This window comes from Sulfurisoma sediminicola (genome assembly GCF_003865015.1).
In the GTDB taxonomy this organism is placed as follows: Bacteria; Pseudomonadota; Gammaproteobacteria; order Burkholderiales; family Rhodocyclaceae; genus Sulfurisoma; species Sulfurisoma sediminicola.
On record NZ_BHVV01000001.1, the window covers coordinates 647,058 to 664,800 of the forward strand.

Consider the following 17,743-nt stretch of genomic DNA (forward strand, 5'->3'; position numbering starts at 1 on the left):
CTCCGGTGCGGCCATGATGCCGTCCTGCGGGCGCCGACTATTGCTGGCTGCCGCACTGGCCGTCGCGGCGGGGATGCTTGCGCCGTTCGCGCGCGCCGAGGACGTGCTGCATCTCTACAACTGGAACAACTACATCTCCGACGACACCCTGCGCCGCTTCGAGCAACGCTGCGGCTGCCGCGTCAGGCAGGACTACTACTCCGACAACGAGGAAATGCTGGCCAAGCTCGAAGCCGGCGCGGTCGGCTACGACCTGCTGGTACCCACGGGCAACGCGGTCGAGTCGCTGATCCGCCGGCGAGCGCTGCGGCCGCTGGACAAGGCGCGGCTGCCGCACCTGGGCAACGTCAAGCCCGAGTTCGCGAACCCGTGGTTCGACCCGGGCAACCGCTACTCGGTGCCCTATGCCAGCACCGTCACCCTGATCGGCTACAACGTCGAGAAGCTGCGCTCGCTCGGCCTGCCGACCGACAGCTGGGCACTGATCTTCGAGCCGCGCCACCTCGAAAAAATCCGTGGCAAGGTCACAGTGCTCAATTCGCAGCGGGAGCTGATGGCGGCTGCGATGAGGTATCTGGGCCATTCTGTGCAGGAGCGCGACCCGACCAAGTGGGAAGAAGCCGAGCGCCTGATCCTGCGCGCCAAGCCCTACTGGGCGACCTTCTCCAACAGCACCTACATCAAGGACCTCGCCATCGGCAACATCTGGGTCGCCCACGGCTACAGCAATGACATGTTCCGCGCCCGCGAGGACGCGAAGGCCGCCGGCCGGCCCTTCGGCATCGGCTTCACCACGCCGAAGGAGGGCGCGGTGCTCGCCGTCGACAGCTTCGTGCTGCACAAGTCGGGCGGCCGTCCGGACCTCGCCCACAAGTTCATCGACTTCATGCTCGAGGGCGAGAACGCCGCCGACGTTTCCAACCTGATCGGCGCCGGCAACACCAATGCCGCGGCGATGCCGCACATCCGGCCGGAGATCGCGGCCGAGCCGGCCATCTTCCCGCCGCCGGCAACATTGCGACAGCTCGAGATGCTGCGCGACTTCGACCCGAAGCTGCGCCGCACCCTGTCCCGCATGTGGACCGAGATCAAGGTGCGCTGAGCCAGCCGGCCGGCCGGTGGTTCAAGCGCCGGGCCTGCCGCCGGGTTTGACACAGGTCAATCCCGCACCCCGGCCGTCCCGCTATAGTGCCGCATCCCAACGTGTTCCCCGAACCATGACCACCCCCGCTTCCATCGAGCTGGTCTGTCCCGCCGGCGGCCTGCCCGCGCTCAAGGCCGCCGTCGACCACGGCGCCGACTGCGTCTACGCCGGTTTCCGCGACGAGACCAACGCGCGCAACTTCAACGGCCTCAACTTCGACGACAAGGCGCTGGCCGAGGGCGTGAAGTACGCCCACGCCCGCAAGGCGAAGGTGCTGATCGCCCTCAACACCTTCCCGCAGGCATCCAACTGGAGCCGCTGGACCGCCGCCGTCGACCGCGCCGCCGGCCACGGCGTCGATGCCGTGATCCTCGCCGACATGGGGCTGATGGACTACGCGGCGAAGAAGCATCCGAACCTGCGCCTGCACCTCTCGGTGCAGGGCTCGGCCACCAACTACGAGGCGATCAACTTCTACCGCGAGCGTTTCGGCATCCAGCGCGCCGTGCTGCCGCGTGTGCTGTCTCTCGCGCAGGTCGAGCAGGTGATCAAGAACACCCCGGTCGAAATCGAGATCTTCGGCTTCGGCGGCCTCTGCGTGATGGTCGAGGGCCGCTGCGCCCTCTCGGCCTACGCCACCGGCACCTCGCCCAACTGCCAGGGCGCCTGCTCGCCGGCCAAGAGCGTGCGCTGGGAGCAGACGCCGCAGGGCATGGAGACGCGGCTCAACGGCATCCTCATCGACAAGTTCGCCGACGGCGAGCGCGCCGGCTACCCGACGCTGTGCAAGGGCCGCTTCGAGGTCGACGACGAGACCTACTACGCGATCGAGGAGCCGACCAGCCTCAACACCATAGAGATGCTGCCCGAGTTGCTGCGCATCGGCGTGCGCGCGATCAAGATCGAGGGCCGCCAGCGCAGCCCCGCCTATGTCGCCCAGGTGACGCAGGTATGGCGCGAGGCCATCGACGCCTGCAAGCGCGACGCCACCCACTTCGCGCCCAAGGCGGCGTGGATGGCCGAGCTGAACAAGGTGTCGGAAGGCCAGAGCCACACGCTCGGCGCCTACTACCGCCCCTGGAAGTGAGCATGAAAATCTCCCTCGGCCCCCTGCTCTATTACTGGCCGCGCCAGCAGGTCTTCGACTTCTATGCAGATGTCGCGGCCATGCCCGTCGACATCGTCTATGTCGGCGAAACGGTCTGCTCGCGCCGCCACGAGCTGCGCCTCGAGGACTGGCTCGACGTCGCCGCCAGGCTGCGCGACGCCGGCAAGGAAGTCGTGCTGTCGACGCTGACGCTGATCGAATCCGAGTCCGACCTCAAGGCGCTGCGCCGCACCATCAGCGCCGACTTTCTGACGGAAGCCAACGAGATGGGGGCGGTGCGGCTGTGCGCCGAATCCAAGCGCAGCTTCGTCGCCGGACCGACGCTCAACGTCTTCGGTCCCGAGACGCTGCGTTTGCTCGCCGAAATGGGCGCGACGCGCTGGGTGCTGCCGCCGGAGGCCACGCGCGAAATGCTGCAGGGCCTGCAGGCGGGCCGTCCCGCCGGCCTGGAGACGGAGGTCTTCGCCCACGGCCGGCTGCCGCTGGCCTACTCGGCGCGCTGCTTCACCGCGCGGCGCTTCAACCTGCAGAAGGACAGCTGCGAGTTCAAGTGCATCGACTATCCGGAGGGCATGGCGCTCAAGACCCGGGAGGGCGAAGCCTTCCTGACGCTGAACGGCATCCAGACGCAGTCGGCCAAGACCTATAATCTGTTGGGCGAACTGCCGCAACTGGTCGCCGACGGCGTCGACGTTCTGCGCATCAGTCCCGAACACGCCGGCACCCGCGCGCTGGTCGAACAGTTCAGCGCCGCGCTCGCCGGAGACGTTGCGACCGTCCCCGCCGATGACTGCAATGGCTTCTGGTACGGCAGACCCGGATTGGAACTGGTAAAGACATGAACAGGACCTTCACGCTTCCCGCCTTCATCCTGCCCGCGGTTTTCGCGCGCCTCGGCCCGAAGCTGCCCCAACTGCCGCCGACGCTGGCGCTGGTTGCGGCGCTCAATGCAGCGCTCGGCCGTCTGCTGCCGCGCGAGCCGCTCGAGCCTCTGCTCGGCAAGCGGGTCACCATCAAGGTGCTCGATGCCGGGATGACGCTGCGCTTCGCCTACGGCGAGCGCGGCTTCCGCCCCTCCTTCGACACCGCGCCGGCCGATCTCGCCATGTCCGCCCGCGCCCGCGACTTCCTCGCGCTGCTGCTGCGCGAGGAGGACCCCGACACTCTGTTCTTCAGCCGGCGCCTGCTGATGGAAGGAGACACCGCGCTGGGCCTCCAGGTCAAGAACACACTCGACGGTATCGACCTGCCGCGCCTCGACCCGGCCACGCTGAAATCCCACCTCGCGCCGACGGCGCTGCTTGAACGCTTCGTCGCACGACTCGCGCAGCGTGCGGTCCCGCACCACTGAATCTGCCGCGGCGGCCGAGTCCAGGCTGCCGCTCTACCTCGCAAGCGCCTACACGCTGCTGGCGGTCTACGGCAGCCTCTATCCCTTCTCGGGCTGGCGCGATTCCGGGGTACCGCTGACCGAGTTCCTCGGCGCCGCGTGGCCGCGCTATTACACCGCTTTCGATCTCGTCGCGAACTTCGTCGCCTACCTGCCGCTCGGCTTTCTTTGGGTGCCGGCGCTGCGGCCGCTGATCGGCACGGCGGCGGCCGTCGTCGTCGCCACCTCGGTCGGCACGGGCTTCAGCCTTTCGGTGGAAATGCTGCAGAACTTCCTGCCCAGCCGCGTGCCCTCCAATGTCGATCTCGGCGGCAACGCGCTGGGGACCCTGGCCGGCGCACTGGCCGGCGCGCGCTGGGGCCGGGCGCTGCTCGACGGCGGCCGCATCGATGCGCTGCGCCGCAAGTTCCTGATGCACGGCCGCGCCGGCGACGTCGGCCTGCTGCTGATCGCGCTGTGGCTGCTGGCCCAGCTCAACCCCCTGACGCTGCTGTTCGGCACCGGCGAGCTGCGCAGCCTGCTGGAACTGCAGGCGCCTCTGCCCTACTCGGCGCAAGCCTTCGCCGACATCGAGGCGGCCACGGTCTGCGCCCAGACCGTGGCCATCGGACTCATCGCCGGTCGTCTCGCCCGTGGCTCGCAGCGCGAGCGCCAGGCATTGGCGCTCGGCCTCGTCGGTGCGGGCCTGCTGGTCAAGACCCTGGCGCTGGCGTTGCTGATGCAGGGCGCCCAGGCGCTCGCCTGGGCCACGACGGGCAGTCTCGTCGGGCTCGGCGCCGGACTGCTCATCCTTATCGCCGTGACGCCGGCGCCGACCTTCCTGCGACAGGCGCTGGCGGCGCTGGCATTGCTGGTCGCCACGGCGCTGGTGAATCTGGCGCCCGACAATCCCTACCTCATCAACACGCAGCATTTCTGGTTTGCCGGCCAGTTCCTCAACTTCAACGGCGCGACCAGCCTGGCCTCCTCGCTGTGGCCCTTCCTCGCACTGCCCTGGCTGTTCCTGCTGAGACCCCGCCATGAGTGAAATCATCGACCGCATCCACGACCTCCCAACCCTGCGCGACGCGCTGCGCGAATTCGCCGAGGCGCGCGACTGGCGCCCCTATCACACGCCGAAGAACCTGGCGATGGCAATGATCGTCGAGGCCGCCGAGCTGGTCGAGCATTTCCAGTGGGCCACACCCGAGGAGAGCATGGCGCTGCCGCCGGCCAAGCTGCTCGAGGTGCGCGAGGAAGTCGCCGACACCCTGATCTACCTCGTCGAACTCGCCGACGCGCTCGACATCGATCTGATCGCCGCGGCCCGCGATAAGATCGCGAAGAACGCCATCAAATACCCCGCCCCTAGGTAAGGACCATGAGCCACTTCAAATACCACGTATTCTTCTGCACCAACCAGCGCGAAGGCGGCGAGATGTGCTGCAACAACCACGGCGCCGCCGACGTGCGCGACTACATGAAGAAGCGCGTCAAGGAGCTCGGCGACAGGATCCCCGAGCGCGTCCGCATCAACACCGCCGGCTGCCTCGACCGCTGCGACAAGGGTCCGGTGATCGTCGTCTATCCCGAGGCGACCTGGTACACCTACGTCGACCGCGAGGACGTCGACGAAATCATCGAGTCGCACCTGATCGGCGGCAAGGTGGTGGATCGTTTGAAGGTCGACTAGCCGTGTCCCGCCACGAGCGCGTCCTGCTCGACGGGCCGGACGGAAGGATCGAGGTCTTCGTCGAACCCCACACGCCAGCGACCGGCATCGCGCTGGTCGCCCACCCCCACCCGCTGTTCGGCGGCACTGCCGACAACAAGGTGGTGACGACGCTGGCCAAGGCCTTCCGCGAACTCGGCTGCGCCACGCTGCGGCCGAGTTTTCGCGGCGTCGGCGGCTCCGAGGGCGAGCACGACCACGGCATCGCCGAGACCGAGGACCTGCTCGCGGTGCATGCCTACGCCCGCGGCCGCTTCGGCGCCGGGCTGCCGATCTATCTCGCCGGCTTCTCCTTCGGCGCCTACGTGACGACGCGGCTGGCCAAGCGGCTCGCGGCCGAAGGCGATGCCGCTCGACGCATGGTGCTGGTCGGCACCGCGGCGGGTTTCGTCGAAGGCGCAAGAACCTACGAAACCGAGGCCGTCGCGCCCGACACCGTCGTCATCCACGGCGCCGACGACACCACCGTGCCGCTCGCCAACGTGCTGCGCTGGGCCGAGCCGCTCGAACTGCCGGTGACGGTGATCCCCGGCGCCGACCATTTCTTCCACCGCAAGCTGCACCTGATCCGCAACGTCATCCACGCCGCGTGGAACCGCTGACCGTCCGCGACCTGCACAAGTCCTACGCCGGCCGCGAGGTCGTCGCCGGCATCTCGTTCACGCTGAAGCGCGGCGAGTGCTACGGCCTGCTCGGTCCCAACGGCGCCGGCAAGACCACCACGCTGCGCTGCTGCCTCGGCCTCACCGCGCCGGACTCGGGCGCAATCACGCTGGTGGACGAGCCCGTGCCCGAGCGGGCGCGCTTGGCCCGCGCGCGCGTCGGCGTAGTGCCGCAGTTCGACAACCTCGATCCCGATTTTTCCTGCGCCGAAAACCTGCTGGTCTATGGCCGCTACTTCGGCATGAGCGACGCGGCGATCCGCGCCCGCATCCCGCAGTTGCTCGAATTCGCCGGGCTGGCCGGCAAGGAGGGCGCGAGCATCCGCACGCTCTCCGGCGGCATGAAGCGGCGCCTGACGCTGGCACGCGCGCTGGTCAACGACCCCGACCTGCTGATCCTCGACGAGCCGACCACGGGGCTCGACCCCCAGGCACGCCACCTGATCTGGGAACGCCTCAAGCGCCTGATCGCCGACGGCAAGACCATCCTGCTCACCACCCACTTCATGGACGAGGCCGAGCGGCTGTGCGGCCGCCTCGCCATCATGGACGCCGGCCGCATCATGGTCGAGGGCGCGCCGCGCGAGCTGATCAGGAGCCAGATCGAGCCGCAGGTGGTCGAGGTCTATGGCGAGGATGCCCCCGGCTGGGCGCAGGCCGAGGCCGCCACGTTCGCCCAGCGCTGCGAGGTCAGCGGCGAGACCGCCTTCTGCTACGTCGCCGACGCCGCACCGCTGCTCGAGCACCTCGCCGCACGGCCGCAGCTCGCCACGCTGCATCGTCCGGCGAATCTCGAGGACGTGTTCCTCAAGCTCACCGGCCGGGACCTCAGAGACTGATGGAACTCTCGCCGCGCGCCTTCGCCGTCTGGCGCCGCAACTTCCTGGTGTGGAAGAAGCTCGCACTGCCGTCGATCCTCGGCAATCTCGCCGACCCGATGATCTACCTCTTCGGCCTCGGCTACGGCCTCGGCGGGCTGCTGCCGCAGGTGGGCGGCACCAGCTACATCGCCTTCCTCGCCGCCGGCACCGTCTGCGCCTCGACCATGAACGCCGCCTCCTTCGAGGCGCTCTACTCGGCCTTCTCGCGCCTGCACGTGCAGAAGACCTGGGAGGCGATCATGAACGCGCCGGTATCGCTCGACGACGTCGTCGCCGGCGAACTGCTGTGGGCGGCGACCAAGGCGACGCTGTCGGGCGCCGCAATCCTGCTGGTGATGGCCCTGCTCGGCTTCGCCCATGGCGCACAGGCGTTGTGGGTGCTGCCCCTGATCTTCCTCACCGGGCTGGTCTTCGCCGCGCTGGGCCTCTGCGTCAGCGCGGTGGCGCCGTCCTACGACTTCTTCATGTACTACTTCACGCTGTTCATCACGCCGATGACCCTGCTCTCGGGCGTGTTCTTTCCGCTGGAGCAACTACCTGCCGCCTTTCAGGTCGCGGCGCAGGCCCTGCCGCTGACCCATGCCGTGGCCCTGGCCCGGCCCCTGCTCCTGGGACAGGCGCCCCCCATGATCTGGCCCCATGTCGCCTTGCTCGCCGCGATCACGGCCATCGCCTTCGTCGGCGCCCTCGCCCTCGCCCGCCGCCGCTTGCTAAAATAGGCATTTCGCAGAACCGGTCTGATGCACCGCAACAGGGCGACCTAACCGCCCACGCCCCATTTCGGGGCATTCGCCCCATGGAAGCCCACGGCCAGTCAAGGACTTGGCACTGGCACGCCCGTTGCTATAGCTTAGCCAAAGCCTTTCCCAATTCGAGAAACTTCAGGAGCCCCATCATGAATCTCAAACTCAAAGCCCTCGCCGTCGCGCTGCCCCTGGCCTTCGCCGCCTCGTCCTACGCCGCCGATGAGCCCAAGAAGGATGCCGAGCCGGCACCCGACTGGAGCTGGACCGGCCACGTCGACGCCAACAGCGCCTACTACCTGCGCGGCATCACCAACACCTACGGCAACAACAAGTGGGAAAAAGGCGCGCCCGCGACATACGCCAACAAGGGCGACGCCAAGGTCTCCAACAGCTGGGGCGACGCGCCGGAATCGCGCGATCCGGCCATGCAGTGGGGCTTCGACATCACCCACAGCAGCGGTTTCTACGTCGGCTACTGGGCCTCGACGCTGACCTACTCCTACAAGAAGGTCGGCGAGTCGTACGATATCTACAAGAAATCCCTTGCTGGCGGCCCCCCGGTTCCCGGCGCCGGCTTCTACGATAGCGAGAAGTCCATCGAGAACGACATCTACGGCGGCTACACCGGCAAGGTCGGCGACCTCGGCTACGACCTCGGCCTGACCTACTACTACTACCTCGACGGCACACACTCCAACGCGCCGGAAACCAAGATCAAGCTGACCTACGGCGAATTCGGCCTGCAGGCGCAGACCCTGCTCGAGGACACCATCTGGGGCAACCAGGCCGACACCTACTGGTCGCTGACCTGGACCAAGCCGCTGCCCTACGACATCACCTTTACCGCCAACGCCGGCTATTACACCTACGGCAAGGAAGGCAAGTATCTTGGCAGCAAAGATACCGCGAAAGGCGGCTCGCCGACCTGCAACAGCGCCGCCGGATCGGGCCAGACCAACGGCTTCTTCTTCGTCAATGGCTGCTATGAAAGCTTCAACACCAACGGCACCATCAACCGCGATGCCAAGGTCGTCAGCGGCGCCTTCCGCCACCTGATCCTCGGCATCGCCCAGCCGATCGGCGAGACCGGCCTGACCTGGAACGCCCAGGCCATCATCTCGGGCTACAACCGCTTCAACATCAAGCAGGACGACAAGCTAACCGTCGGCATCGCCTACGCCTTCTGAGTTTTCCCGTTTCTCCCCCCGCGACGATCTTCCCCGATCTCGCGTTCAACGCCGGGCTGGACCCCCGGCGTTTTTTATGGCTCGCGGCGGCCTGGCGGCAGGGTCACGCGCCGTCCGACGGATTCGACCCCGTAATCGAGGCGCAGTCGCAACTCGGGCAACACGCCCTGTTCCGACTGTGACGACAGCGGCCGTCCCGCAAGCCAAAAGCCGGCCGCGAGGCCGCAGGCGGCGGCCACCGCGAGCAGCGCGGCGGACCGGAAACGCAACCCCGTCCACAGCAGCGCCCGGCGCAGGCGACGCCGGTCCGCCGTCGCCGACTTGCGATCGGTTTCGGCCGCCCGGCGCGCTGCCGCGGCGGCTGCGGCGCCGGCCTCGGACTGCGCACGCTGCCGCGCCGCCTCGGCCGCGGCGCGCTCGGCTTGCGTGCGCCGCTCCGCGGTTTCCCGTGCGGCCACAGCGGCCGCCTCTTGCTTGGCGGCCGCCTGCGCGGCTTCGGTCTCGGCATCGCGCCGCTCGAGTGCCGTCTGTTCCAGCCGCCGCTCGGCCTGCTGCAGCGCTTCGGCCTGCTTCGCGAGCGCGCGTTCCGCTTCGGCGCGGGTCCGCGCGGCTGCCGCTGCCTCGGCCTCATGGTCGGCCTCGGCACGGAGGCGGGCCGCCTCGGCCGCGGCGGCGCCGACTTCGGCCTCGGCACGCTGCCGCCCGGCCTGCGCCGCAGTGCGCTCGGACTCGGCACGGGCTTCGGCCTGTTCGGCTAACGACCGGTCGGCCCCGGCTCTGATTTGCGCGGCCTGTGCCGCCTCCTGCTCAGACCGGGCACGTCGTTCCGCGGCTTCGCGGGCCGCCATGTCGGCCGCCTCGCGTCGGGCGGCCTCCTGCGCTGCTTCGATCTCGGCATCGCGCCGTTCCAGCGCCGCCCGCTCCAGCTGGCGCTCGGACTGAGCCAGGGCCTCGGCCTGCTCCGCGAGCGCGCGTTCCGCTTCGGCCCGATGCCGCGCGGCCTGTGCCGCTTCGGTTTCGGCCAGCGTGCGCCCATCGAAGGCTGCGCGCGCGGCCGCCTCGGCGGCTTCGCGCCTGGCCGCCGCCTGTGCGGCTTCAGTCTCGGCATTGCGGCGTTCGAGCGCCGCTTGCGCCAAACGGCGCTCGGCTTCCATCGAAGCCTCGGCCTGCGCGACAAGTGAGCGTTCGGCTTCCGCCTGACGTTGCGCGGCTTGCGCCGCCGCCTGTTCGGCCTGGGCATGTCGTTGCGCGGCTTCGCGAGCCGCCGTGCCGGCCGCCTCGCGCCGGGCAGCTTCCTGCGTTGCTTCGAGCTCGGCATCGCGCCGTTCGAGGGCAACCCGCTCCAACCGCCGCTCCGCCTCGGCCAGTGCCTCAGCCTCCAGGGCGCGCACTCGTTCAGCCTCGGCAAGAGCCTGCGCCGCTGCGAGGCCCTCGGCTTGCCTTCCACTCTCGGCCTCGCGCCGGACTTTCTCGGCCGCAATGGCTCGTGCCTCGGCCTCGGCCCGTTGCTGCGCCGCCAGCGCCGCTTCGCGCTCCGCCTGCGCCAGCACTCCGGCCTGAACGGCGAGGGCGCGGTCGGCCTCCTCGCGTTGCCGCGCGGCCTGCGCCGCTTCCTGCTCCGCGTGTGCGCGCTGCACCGCAGCCGTATAAGCGGCCGTGTTCGCGGCCTCGCGCCGGGCCGTCTCCTGCATGGCCTCGCGTTCGGCCTGGCGTCGCTCGATCGCCGCCTGCTGCCGCTGGCGCTCGGCCTCGGCCAGCGCTTCCGCCTGCATCGCCTGCGCTCGTTCCGCTTCGGCGCGCGTCCGTGCCGCGACCAGCCCCTCGACTTCGGGCAGTTCCTGGGTGCCGACTTCCTCGGGACCGCCGACGTCGGTGCGATTGCCATCGGCGGCCTTCGGCTCGGCCGTCTCCGGCTCCGCCCTCTGCCGGGCAAGCCGCGCCGCTTCGGCCCGCTTGAGGTTGCGCAACAGGCTGCTCATGGTGTTACCACCGCTTCTGGCTGCAATGGCGATCGATTCTATGGAATGCCGCGGGGGGCCAAAGCGTCGAAAAGGTAGAATTCCCCAATGGTTACCTCCACCGAGACCCTGCTCGTGCTGACCAACCTGCCCGATGCCGCCGCCGCCCGCACCCTTGCCGACCACCTGGTCGGCGAGCACCTCGCCGCCTGCGTGAATATCCTGGCGCCGTGCCGCTCGGTCTATCGCTGGCAGGGGGTGGTCGAGGAGGCCGAAGAGGTGCCGCTGCTGATCAAGACCACGGCCGCGCGCTATGGCGAGCTCGAGGCGGCAATCCGCGCCCGGCATCCCTACGAACTTCCCGAGATCGTCGCTGTCCCAATCGCGCACGGCCTTCCCGCCTACCTGGGCTGGATCGCGGCCGCAACCACCCCAGACACCACGACATGCTGAAACGCCTGCTGACCGCGCTGCTCCTCTGGACAGTCGCCGCCGTTCCTGCCTTCGGCGCCGAAGAGCCCCTCGAGCCGGAGCAGGCCTTCAAGTTCTCGGCGCGCGCCGTGGACGCCAGGACCATCGAAGCCCGCTGGCAAATCACCGGCGCCTATTACATGTACCGCGACAAGTTCAGGTTCGCGGTCGAACCCGCAACGGCGAAGCTCGGCACGCCGACCTTCCCCAGGGGCGAGGTCCATGACGACGAGAACTTCGGCAAGGTCGAGACCTACCGCAAGGAAGTGAAGATCCTGCTGCCGGTCGAGGGCGCCGCCCCCGGCGAGACGCTGACGCTCAAGGTCAGCTCGCAAGGCTGCTGGGACAAGGGCGTCTGCTACCCGCCGACGCCGCAGCAGGCAAAGGTGACGCTGGCCGCGGCGAGCATTGCGCCGGCACCGGCCGCCGTCGCCACCGGACCGGCTTCCGCCGGTGGCGACGAAACCAGCCAGATCGCCGGCATCCTCAAGGGCGCGAGCTTCTGGGTCGCCCTCGCCACCTTCTTCGGTTTCGGCCTGTTGCTCTCCTTCACCCCCTGCGTGCTGCCGATGGTGCCCATCCTCTCCGGCATCATCGTCAACCACGGCCATGCCGTCACCCATGCGCGCGCCTTCGTGCTGTCGGCTTCCTACGTGCTGGGCATGGCGGTCACCTATGCCGCCGCCGGCGTCGCCGCCGGCCTGTCGGGCACGCTGCTCTCGGCCGCGCTGCAGAACGCCTGGGTGCTCGGCGGCTTCGCGCTGGTGTTCGTCGCACTGGCGCTGTCGATGTTCGGCTTCTACGAGTTGCAGCTGCCCTCGGCCATCCAGTCGCGGCTGTCGGAAACCGCCAACAAGCAGGGTGGCAGCCTTGGCGCGATTGCGCTGATGGGCGCGCTCTCGGCGCTGATCGTCGGCCCCTGCGTCGCCGCGCCCCTGGCCGGGGCGCTGCTCTACATCGCCCAGACCCGCGATGCCTGGCTCGGCGGCTGGGCGCTGTTCGCGCTGGCGCTGGGCATGGGGGTGCCGCTGCTCGCGGTCGGCGTCTTCTCGCGTTCGCTGCTGCCGAAGACCGGGCCGTGGATGAACGCGGTCAACCGCTTCTTCGGCGTTCTGCTGCTCGCCACCGCGCTGTGGCTGGTGTCGCCGGTGCTGCCGGCCTGGCTCAACATGCTCGGCTGGGCCGCGCTGATGATTGTGCCGGCGATCTATATGCACGCGCTCGACCCGCTGCCGGCCAACGCCTCGGGCTGGCAGCGGCTGTGGAAAGGCGTCGGCGTCGCGCTGCTGATCGCCGGCGGCACGATGCTGATCGGCCTCCTCGGCGGCGCGCGCGATCCGTTGCAGCCCCTGTCCTTCCTGCGCAGCACGGGTGCCAACGCTGCCGTGTCGCCAGCGCCGACTTTTCAACGCGTGAAATCGGTGACCGAACTGGACGAGCGACTCAAGTCCGCCGGCCGCCCCGTGATGCTCGACTTCTATGCCGACTGGTGCGTGAGCTGCAAGGAAATGGAGAAGCTTACCTTCGCCGATCCCAAGGTCGCCGCGCAGATGAACCGCATGCTGCTGCTGCAAGCCGACGTCACGGCCAACAACGAGGACGACAAGGCGCTCTTGAAGCGCTTCGGCCTGTTCGGCCCGCCCGGCATCATCTTCTTCGACGCCAGGGGTGGCGAGCGCACCGAGCTGCGCGTCGTCGGCTACCAGCCCCCCGAAGCTTTCCTGCCGACGCTCGAGCGCGCCCTGCGCTGAACCTTCTTTCCACGGAGTCCCCATGTTCACCGGCATCGTCGCCGCCACCGGCAAGATCACCCGTCTGCAAGCGCTCGAGAAGGGCGTGCGCCTCACCGTCACGGCGCCCGGCCTCGCGCTCGCCGACGTCGCCATCGGCGACTCGATCGCCCACAACGGCGTCTGCCTGACCGTCATCGCCAAGAAGAAGGCCAGTTACCAGGTCGACGTCTCGCGCGAGACGCTAGACTGCACCGTCGGCCTCGACGCCGAGGGCGACGAGCTCAATCTGGAGAAGGCCATGCGCCTGTCCGACTTCATCGGCGGCCATCTGGTGTCGGGCCATGTCGACGGCGTCGGCGAGGTCGAGACCTTCGAGAAGATCGGCGAGTCGCATCTGCTCGTGATCAAGGCGCCGAAGAATCTGGCGAAATACATCGCGCGCAAGGGTTCGATCACCGTCGACGGCGTGTCGCTGACCACCAACAAGGTGAAGGGGCGCACGTTCTCGATCAACCTGATACCGCATACCGTCGAAGTCACCACGCTCAAGCGCCTGCATCCGGGAGCGAAGATCAATCTAGAGGTCGACCTCATCGCCCGCTACGTCGAGCGCATGCTCGGGGCGCGCTAGTGGCTTGGGAGTAGAATGCGCGGCCCCGATCAGAAAAACCCAGCGCCCAGATGAGCATCAGTTCCGTACAAGACATCGTCGCCGACCTCAAGGCCGGCAAGATGGTCATCCTCGTCGACGAGGAAGACCGCGAGAACGAGGGCGACCTCGTCATCGCCGCCGAGCATTGCACCGCCGAGGCCATCAACTTCATGGCCAAGCACGGCCGCGGCCTGATCTGCCTGACGCTGACCGAGGCGCGCTGCCGCCAGCTCGACCTGCCGCTGATGGTGCGCGACAACAAGACGCCGCACGGCACCGCCTTCACCATGTCGATCGAGGCCGCCGAAGGCGTCACCACCGGCATCTCGGCCCACGACCGCGCCCGCACCGTGCAGGCCGCGGTAGCGAAAGCCGCCAAGCCCGCCGACATCATCCAGCCCGGCCACATCTTCCCGCTGATGGCGCAGAACGGCGGCGTGCTGGTGCGCGCCGGCCATACCGAGGCCGGCTGCGACTTCGCCGCGATGGCGGGGCTGGAACCGTCGTCGGTGATCTGCGAGATCCTCAAGGACGATGGCACCATGGCGCGGCTGCCCGACCTGATCGAGTTCGCCGGCGAGCACAAGCTCAAGATCGGCACCATTCGCGACCTGATCCACTACCGCGCCGAAAACGAGAAGCTGGTCGAGTGCGTGGCGGATAAGGAGATCGCCTGCGGCCACGGCAAGTTCCGCCTGCGCGCCTTCGAGGACAAGACCAGCGGCGAGGTGCACCTCGCGCTGACCCAGGGCGAGATTCGCGCCGAAGCCGAGACGCTGGTGCGTGTACACGAGCCCATCTCGGTGCTCGACTTCCTCGATTGCGCCAGCCACCGCCACAGCTTCAGCGTCGACCAGGCGATGGCCGCGATCGCCCGGGCGAAGAGTGGCGTCATCGTGCTGCTGCATCGCAAGGAAGCCGGCAACGACCTGCTGTCAGCGCTGAAATTCGATGGCGAGCGCCCCGCCGCCAAGTGGGACCCGCGCCTCTATGGCATCGGTGCCCAGATCCTGCGCGACGTCGGTGTCGGCAAGATGCGCCTGATGGCCAGCCCGCGGAAGATGCCGAGCATGACCGGCTTCGGCCTCGAGGTCTGCGGCTACCTGTCCCCCGAAGAAGCATAAGCTTGAGGAAATCCATGATGGGCAAGTGCCAGAACGTCCGCGAAATCGAACCCGACCTCAACGGCGCCGGCCTGCGTGTCGGCGTAGTCATGAGCCGCTTCAACCGCGACATCTGCGAGGGCCTGCTCTCGGCCTGCTGCCAGGAACTGGGCAAACTCGGCGTCGCTCCGGAGAACGTCACCATCGCCACCGTGCCCGGCGCACTGGAGCTGCCGCTGGTGCTGCAGACCATGGGCCAGAGCGGCAAGTTCGACGCGCTGGTCGCGCTGGGCAGCGTGGTGCGCGGCGAGACCTACCACTTCGAGGTGGTGTCGAACGAGTCGGCGCGCGGCATCACCGACGCCCAGCTCGCGATGGGCATCCCCATCGCCAACGGCGTGCTGACCACCGAGAACGACGACCAGGCGCTGGTGCGCATGTCGGTCAAGGGCGCCGAGGCGGCCCAGGCCGCAGTCGAAATGGCCAAGCTGCTGCGGAACTTCATGTGAGCGCTGGCAAATCCCCGCGCCACAAGGCGCGCGAGTTCGTCGTCCAGGGCCTCTACCAGTGGCAGGTCGGCGGTCAGGACGCCGCCGCCATCCAGGTCCAGGCCGAGGGCGTGGCCGGCTTCGACAAGGCCGACCGTGCGCTCTACGATGCCCTGCTCGCCGGCGTTCTCCAAAACGCCGAGACCCTGCGCGATCTGCTCGCCCCGTACATCGACCGCGCCTGGAACGAAGTCTCGCCGATCGAGCGCGGCATCCTGCTGCTCGGCGCCTGCGAACTGAAACTGCACCCCGAGACGCCTTACCGCGTCATCATCAACGAGGCCATCGAACTGGCCAAGACCTATGGCGGCACCGACGGCCACAAGTTCGTCAATGGCGTGCTCGACAAGCTCGCGCCGCAACTGCGCCCGGCCGAGACGTCGCGCCGCTGACCTGCCCCGGAGGCCGCGTGCCGTCCGAGTTTGAACTGATCGACCGCTACTTCAGGCGCCCGACCCGCCACACCGAGCTCGGCGTCGGCGACGACGGCGCCATCATCCGCCCGACGCCCGGCATGGAACTTGTCGTCTCCACCGACATGCTGGTCGCGGGCACCCACTTCCTGCCCAACGTCGAAGCCGAAGACCTCGGCTGGAAGGCGCTCGCCGTCAATGTCTCGGACATGGCGGCGATGGGCGCACAGCCGCGCTGGGCGCTGCTCGCGGCGGCCCTGCCGGCGGCGACCGAATCCTGGATCGAGAAGTTCACGCGGGGCTTCTTCGCCTGCGCCGACGCATACGGCATCGACGTCATCGGCGGCGACACGACCCGGGGGCCGCGCAACCTCTGCGTCACCATCTTCGGCGAAGTACCGCAGGGAACGGCTCTGCGGCGTTCCGGTGCCCGGCCCCGGGACGAAATCTGGGTCTCGGGCAAGCCGGGCCGGGCCGCGCTCGGGCTCGCCCACCTGCAGGGACGCGCACAACTGGCCGAGCCGCAGCTTTCCGACTGCCTCGCGGCATTGCACCGGCCGCAGCCGCGCGTAGCGCTCGGACTGGCGCTGCGCGGACTGGCCAGCGCAGCGATCGACGTGTCCGACGGGCTGCTTGCCGACCTCGGGCACATCCTCGAAGCCTCGGGCGTGGGCGCCAATCTGCAAATCGCCGTCCCGCCGGAGTCGGCGTTCGAGCGTGAGGCGTTGCTGGCTGGTGGGGACGACTACGAGCTCGTTTTCACCGCACCCGCCGCCCGACACGGCGAAGTCGCCGCCCTCGCCAGCACCCTCGAGTTAGCCCTCACTTGCATCGGAACGATCGCCGCCGGGGTGGCCGGCCACATCGACCTGTGCGACCCCGATGGCCACCCCATCGCGATCGAACATCGCGGCTACGACCACTTCGGCTAAGCTCGCGCCATGGCCAAACTGCCGCCGCCACCGTTCAAATTCCTCGTCGCCCACCCGGCCCACTTCGTCGCCTGCGGTCTCGGCAGCGGCCTGTCGCCCTGGGCCCCCGGCACCATTGGCACCGCCTTCGCCTGGCTGACCTTTCCGCTGCTGCAATTCGCCTATCCGAGCGCCGCCAACCTCGCCTTGTTCCTGCTGTTCATGTTCGCCTTCGGCGTCTGGTGCGCTCAAGTCACGGGCAAGCACCTCGGCGTCATCGATCACGGGGCCATCGTCTGGGACGAGATCGTGCCCTTCTGGGCAGTGTTGATGTTCGTGCCGCCGGCACTGGTGATGTCACCCCACGGCGATCGCCTGTCGCTCTCCGGGCTCGCCTGGCAGACCGCGGCGTTCTTCCTCTTCCGCTTCTACGACATCGTCAAGCCGCCGCCGGCCGACTACTTCGATGCGCGCGTCAAGAACGGCTTCGGCGTGATGATGGACGACGTCATCGCCGCCGCCTACACGATACTGACCCTGGCCGTCATCAAGGCGCTGTTTTTCTGATGCCTGCGCCGGGCCGCCCCAAGCAGGCATGCACCCCCCGGTGGAGGCCATGATGGACGCGGATCTCGCAGACCTGTCCGAAGCCGTCGGTGCGGCGTGCCGCCAGCGCCGACTTTCGGTGGCGACCGCCGAGTCCTGCACCGGCGGGTGGGCGGCGCAAGTAATCACTCACACGGCAGGCAGTTCGGGCTGGTTCGAGCGCGGCTTCGTCACCTATGCCAACGCCGCCAAGCTACAGATGCTCGGGGTCGATCCTGCCACACTGGAAAAATTCGGTGCCGTGAGCCTCGAAACGGCAAAAGAAATGGCTGCCGGTGCGCTGAACAACTCCAATGCATTGATTTCATTGGCTATTACCGGGGTCGCCGGTCCGACGGGTGGCTCACCGGATAAGCCAGTGGGCACCGTATGCTTCGCATGGTGCTTGCGCGACCAGCAGCCGGAAGCGGAACGCCGGCATTTCGCCGGCGACCGCGAAGCGATCCGCCGGCAATCGGTAATTCATGCGCTCACGGGCTTGATCGACCGCGCAAGAAACATGCCATAATCGCCACAATA

Annotated in this window: 21 protein-coding genes; 20 read left to right on the plus strand and 1 reads right to left on the minus strand. The window is 68.3% G+C overall.

Features of this window, described 5'->3' with window-relative positions; genetic code table 11:
- Window positions 1–13 precede the first annotated feature (13 nt).
- The 11 genes from EJE94_RS03075 to EJE94_RS03125 all read left to right on the plus strand — a co-directional run bounded on the left by EJE94_RS03075 (window position 14) and on the right by EJE94_RS03125 (window position 8,829).
- Window positions 14–1,102, plus strand: coding sequence for a polyamine ABC transporter substrate-binding protein (locus EJE94_RS03075; protein ID WP_207855666.1), 1,089 nt, complete (start codon window positions 14–16; stop codon window positions 1,100–1,102).
- Between the two features lie 115 nt (window positions 1,103–1,217).
- Window positions 1,218–2,231, plus strand: coding sequence for a ubiquinone anaerobic biosynthesis protein UbiU (gene ubiU / locus EJE94_RS03080; protein ID WP_121240003.1), 1,014 nt, complete (start codon window positions 1,218–1,220; stop codon window positions 2,229–2,231).
- Window positions 2,232–2,233: 2 nt separating this feature from the next.
- On the plus strand, window positions 2,234–3,094 hold the full coding sequence (locus tag EJE94_RS03085; protein WP_121240004.1) for a U32 family peptidase: 861 nt from the start codon (window positions 2,234–2,236) through the stop codon (window positions 3,092–3,094).
- Complete coding sequence (ubiT, locus tag EJE94_RS14915) at window positions 3,091–3,603, plus strand: ubiquinone anaerobic biosynthesis accessory factor UbiT (protein WP_121240005.1); 513 nt, start codon at window positions 3,091–3,093, stop codon at window positions 3,601–3,603. The genes EJE94_RS03085 and ubiT overlap by 4 nt, the downstream gene beginning before the upstream one ends.
- Window positions 3,584–4,669, plus strand: coding sequence for a VanZ family protein (locus EJE94_RS03095; protein ID WP_165904745.1), 1,086 nt, complete (start codon window positions 3,584–3,586; stop codon window positions 4,667–4,669). Before ubiT ends, EJE94_RS03095 begins: the two co-directional genes overlap by 20 nt.
- Entirely contained in the window at window positions 4,662–4,997 is a 336-nt protein-coding gene (locus EJE94_RS03100; RefSeq protein ID WP_121240007.1) for a nucleotide pyrophosphohydrolase, read from the plus strand. The genes EJE94_RS03095 and EJE94_RS03100 overlap by 8 nt, the downstream gene beginning before the upstream one ends.
- A gap of 5 nt (window positions 4,998–5,002) precedes the next feature.
- The gene (locus EJE94_RS03105) at window positions 5,003–5,314 is read left to right on the plus strand and encodes a (2Fe-2S) ferredoxin domain-containing protein (protein ID WP_121240008.1); all 312 of its coding nucleotides are present in this window, start codon (window positions 5,003–5,005) and stop codon (window positions 5,312–5,314) included.
- A 2-nt stretch (window positions 5,315–5,316) separates the two neighbouring features.
- Window positions 5,317–5,955 (plus strand): alpha/beta hydrolase, encoded by a 639-nt coding sequence (locus EJE94_RS03110; protein WP_121240009.1) that lies wholly within the window; start codon window positions 5,317–5,319, stop codon window positions 5,953–5,955.
- The gene (locus EJE94_RS03115; protein ID WP_165904746.1) at window positions 5,943–6,854 is read left to right on the plus strand and encodes an ATP-binding cassette domain-containing protein; all 912 of its coding nucleotides are present in this window, start codon (window positions 5,943–5,945) and stop codon (window positions 6,852–6,854) included. The genes EJE94_RS03110 and EJE94_RS03115 overlap by 13 nt, the downstream gene beginning before the upstream one ends.
- Entirely contained in the window at window positions 6,854–7,615 is a 762-nt protein-coding gene (locus tag EJE94_RS03120; RefSeq protein WP_121240011.1) for an ABC transporter permease, read from the plus strand. The genes EJE94_RS03115 and EJE94_RS03120 overlap by 1 nt, the downstream gene beginning before the upstream one ends.
- Window positions 7,616–7,791: 176 nt before the next feature.
- Window positions 7,792–8,829, plus strand: a complete 1,038-nt coding sequence (locus EJE94_RS03125) for a TorF family putative porin (RefSeq protein WP_121240012.1) — start codon at window positions 7,792–7,794, stop codon at window positions 8,827–8,829.
- A gap of 74 nt (window positions 8,830–8,903) precedes the next feature.
- Here EJE94_RS03125 and EJE94_RS03130 read toward each other — a convergent pair whose 3' ends face one another.
- On the minus strand, window positions 8,904–10,808 hold the full coding sequence (locus tag EJE94_RS03130; RefSeq protein ID WP_124962388.1) for a coiled-coil domain-containing protein: 1,905 nt from the start codon (window positions 10,806–10,808) through the stop codon (window positions 8,904–8,906).
- Between the two features lie 87 nt (window positions 10,809–10,895).
- Here EJE94_RS03130 and cutA point away from each other — a divergent pair, with 87 nt between their 5' ends.
- Genes cutA through EJE94_RS03175 form a run of 9 tightly spaced genes read left to right on the plus strand, consistent with a single transcriptional unit; the run spans window position 10,896 to window position 17,732 of the window.
- Complete coding sequence (gene cutA / locus EJE94_RS03135) at window positions 10,896–11,240, plus strand: divalent-cation tolerance protein CutA (protein ID WP_121240017.1); 345 nt, start codon at window positions 10,896–10,898, stop codon at window positions 11,238–11,240.
- Window positions 11,234–13,009 carry a protein-disulfide reductase DsbD gene (gene dsbD, locus EJE94_RS03140; protein WP_121240018.1) on the plus strand — a complete coding sequence of 592 codons (1,776 nt, stop codon included), beginning with the start codon at window positions 11,234–11,236 and terminating at the stop codon, window positions 13,007–13,009. Before cutA ends, dsbD begins: the two co-directional genes overlap by 7 nt.
- A gap of 22 nt (window positions 13,010–13,031) precedes the next feature.
- Entirely contained in the window at window positions 13,032–13,622 is a 591-nt protein-coding gene (locus tag EJE94_RS03145; protein WP_121240019.1) for a riboflavin synthase, read from the plus strand.
- A gap of 50 nt (window positions 13,623–13,672) precedes the next feature.
- Window positions 13,673–14,767, plus strand: coding sequence for a bifunctional 3,4-dihydroxy-2-butanone-4-phosphate synthase/GTP cyclohydrolase II (gene ribBA / locus EJE94_RS03150; RefSeq protein ID WP_121240020.1), 1,095 nt, complete (start codon window positions 13,673–13,675; stop codon window positions 14,765–14,767).
- A gap of 17 nt (window positions 14,768–14,784) precedes the next feature.
- Entirely contained in the window at window positions 14,785–15,255 is a 471-nt protein-coding gene (gene ribH, locus EJE94_RS03155) for a 6,7-dimethyl-8-ribityllumazine synthase (protein ID WP_121240021.1), read from the plus strand.
- Complete coding sequence (gene nusB, locus EJE94_RS03160; RefSeq protein WP_121240022.1) at window positions 15,252–15,686, plus strand: transcription antitermination factor NusB; 435 nt, start codon at window positions 15,252–15,254, stop codon at window positions 15,684–15,686. Before ribH ends, nusB begins: the two co-directional genes overlap by 4 nt.
- A gap of 17 nt (window positions 15,687–15,703) precedes the next feature.
- On the plus strand, window positions 15,704–16,639 hold the full coding sequence (gene thiL, locus EJE94_RS03165) for a thiamine-phosphate kinase (RefSeq protein WP_121240023.1): 936 nt from the start codon (window positions 15,704–15,706) through the stop codon (window positions 16,637–16,639).
- 9 nt (window positions 16,640–16,648) lie between these two features.
- Window positions 16,649–17,185 (plus strand): phosphatidylglycerophosphatase A family protein, encoded by a 537-nt coding sequence (locus EJE94_RS03170; RefSeq protein WP_121240024.1) that lies wholly within the window; start codon window positions 16,649–16,651, stop codon window positions 17,183–17,185.
- 52 nt (window positions 17,186–17,237) lie between these two features.
- Window positions 17,238–17,732, plus strand: a complete 495-nt coding sequence (locus EJE94_RS03175; protein WP_121240592.1) for a CinA family protein — start codon at window positions 17,238–17,240, stop codon at window positions 17,730–17,732.
- The last annotated feature ends 11 nt before the right edge of the window (window positions 17,733–17,743 follow it).

Coding starts and splice junctions, on each gene's coding strand:
- EJE94_RS03120 (WP_121240011.1), top strand. CDS start 6,854: ATGGAACTCTCGCCGCGCGCCTTCGCCGTCTGGCGCCGCAACTTCCTG.
- ribH (WP_121240021.1), top strand. CDS start 14,785: ATGGGCAAGTGCCAGAACGTCCGCGAAATCGAACCCGACCTCAACGGC.
- EJE94_RS03145 (WP_121240019.1), top strand. CDS start 13,032: ATGTTCACCGGCATCGTCGCCGCCACCGGCAAGATCACCCGTCTGCAA.
- ribBA (WP_121240020.1), top strand. CDS start 13,673: ATGAGCATCAGTTCCGTACAAGACATCGTCGCCGACCTCAAGGCCGGC.
- EJE94_RS03170 (WP_121240024.1), top strand. CDS start 16,649: ATGGCCAAACTGCCGCCGCCACCGTTCAAATTCCTCGTCGCCCACCCG.
- ubiT (WP_121240005.1), top strand. CDS start 3,091: ATGAACAGGACCTTCACGCTTCCCGCCTTCATCCTGCCCGCGGTTTTC.
- cutA (WP_121240017.1), top strand. CDS start 10,896: ATGGTTACCTCCACCGAGACCCTGCTCGTGCTGACCAACCTGCCCGAT.
- EJE94_RS03130 (WP_124962388.1), bottom strand. CDS start 10,808: ATGAGCAGCCTGTTGCGCAACCTCAAGCGGGCCGAAGCGGCGCGGCTT.
- EJE94_RS03085 (WP_121240004.1), top strand. CDS start 2,234: ATGAAAATCTCCCTCGGCCCCCTGCTCTATTACTGGCCGCGCCAGCAG.
- EJE94_RS03125 (WP_121240012.1), top strand. CDS start 7,792: ATGAATCTCAAACTCAAAGCCCTCGCCGTCGCGCTGCCCCTGGCCTTC.
- ubiU (WP_121240003.1), top strand. CDS start 1,218: ATGACCACCCCCGCTTCCATCGAGCTGGTCTGTCCCGCCGGCGGCCTG.
- dsbD (WP_121240018.1), top strand. CDS start 11,234: ATGCTGAAACGCCTGCTGACCGCGCTGCTCCTCTGGACAGTCGCCGCC.
- EJE94_RS03100 (WP_121240007.1), top strand. CDS start 4,662: ATGAGTGAAATCATCGACCGCATCCACGACCTCCCAACCCTGCGCGAC.
- EJE94_RS03105 (WP_121240008.1), top strand. CDS start 5,003: ATGAGCCACTTCAAATACCACGTATTCTTCTGCACCAACCAGCGCGAA.
- EJE94_RS03175 (WP_121240592.1), top strand. CDS start 17,238: ATGGACGCGGATCTCGCAGACCTGTCCGAAGCCGTCGGTGCGGCGTGC.
- EJE94_RS03075 (WP_207855666.1), top strand. CDS start 14: ATGATGCCGTCCTGCGGGCGCCGACTATTGCTGGCTGCCGCACTGGCC.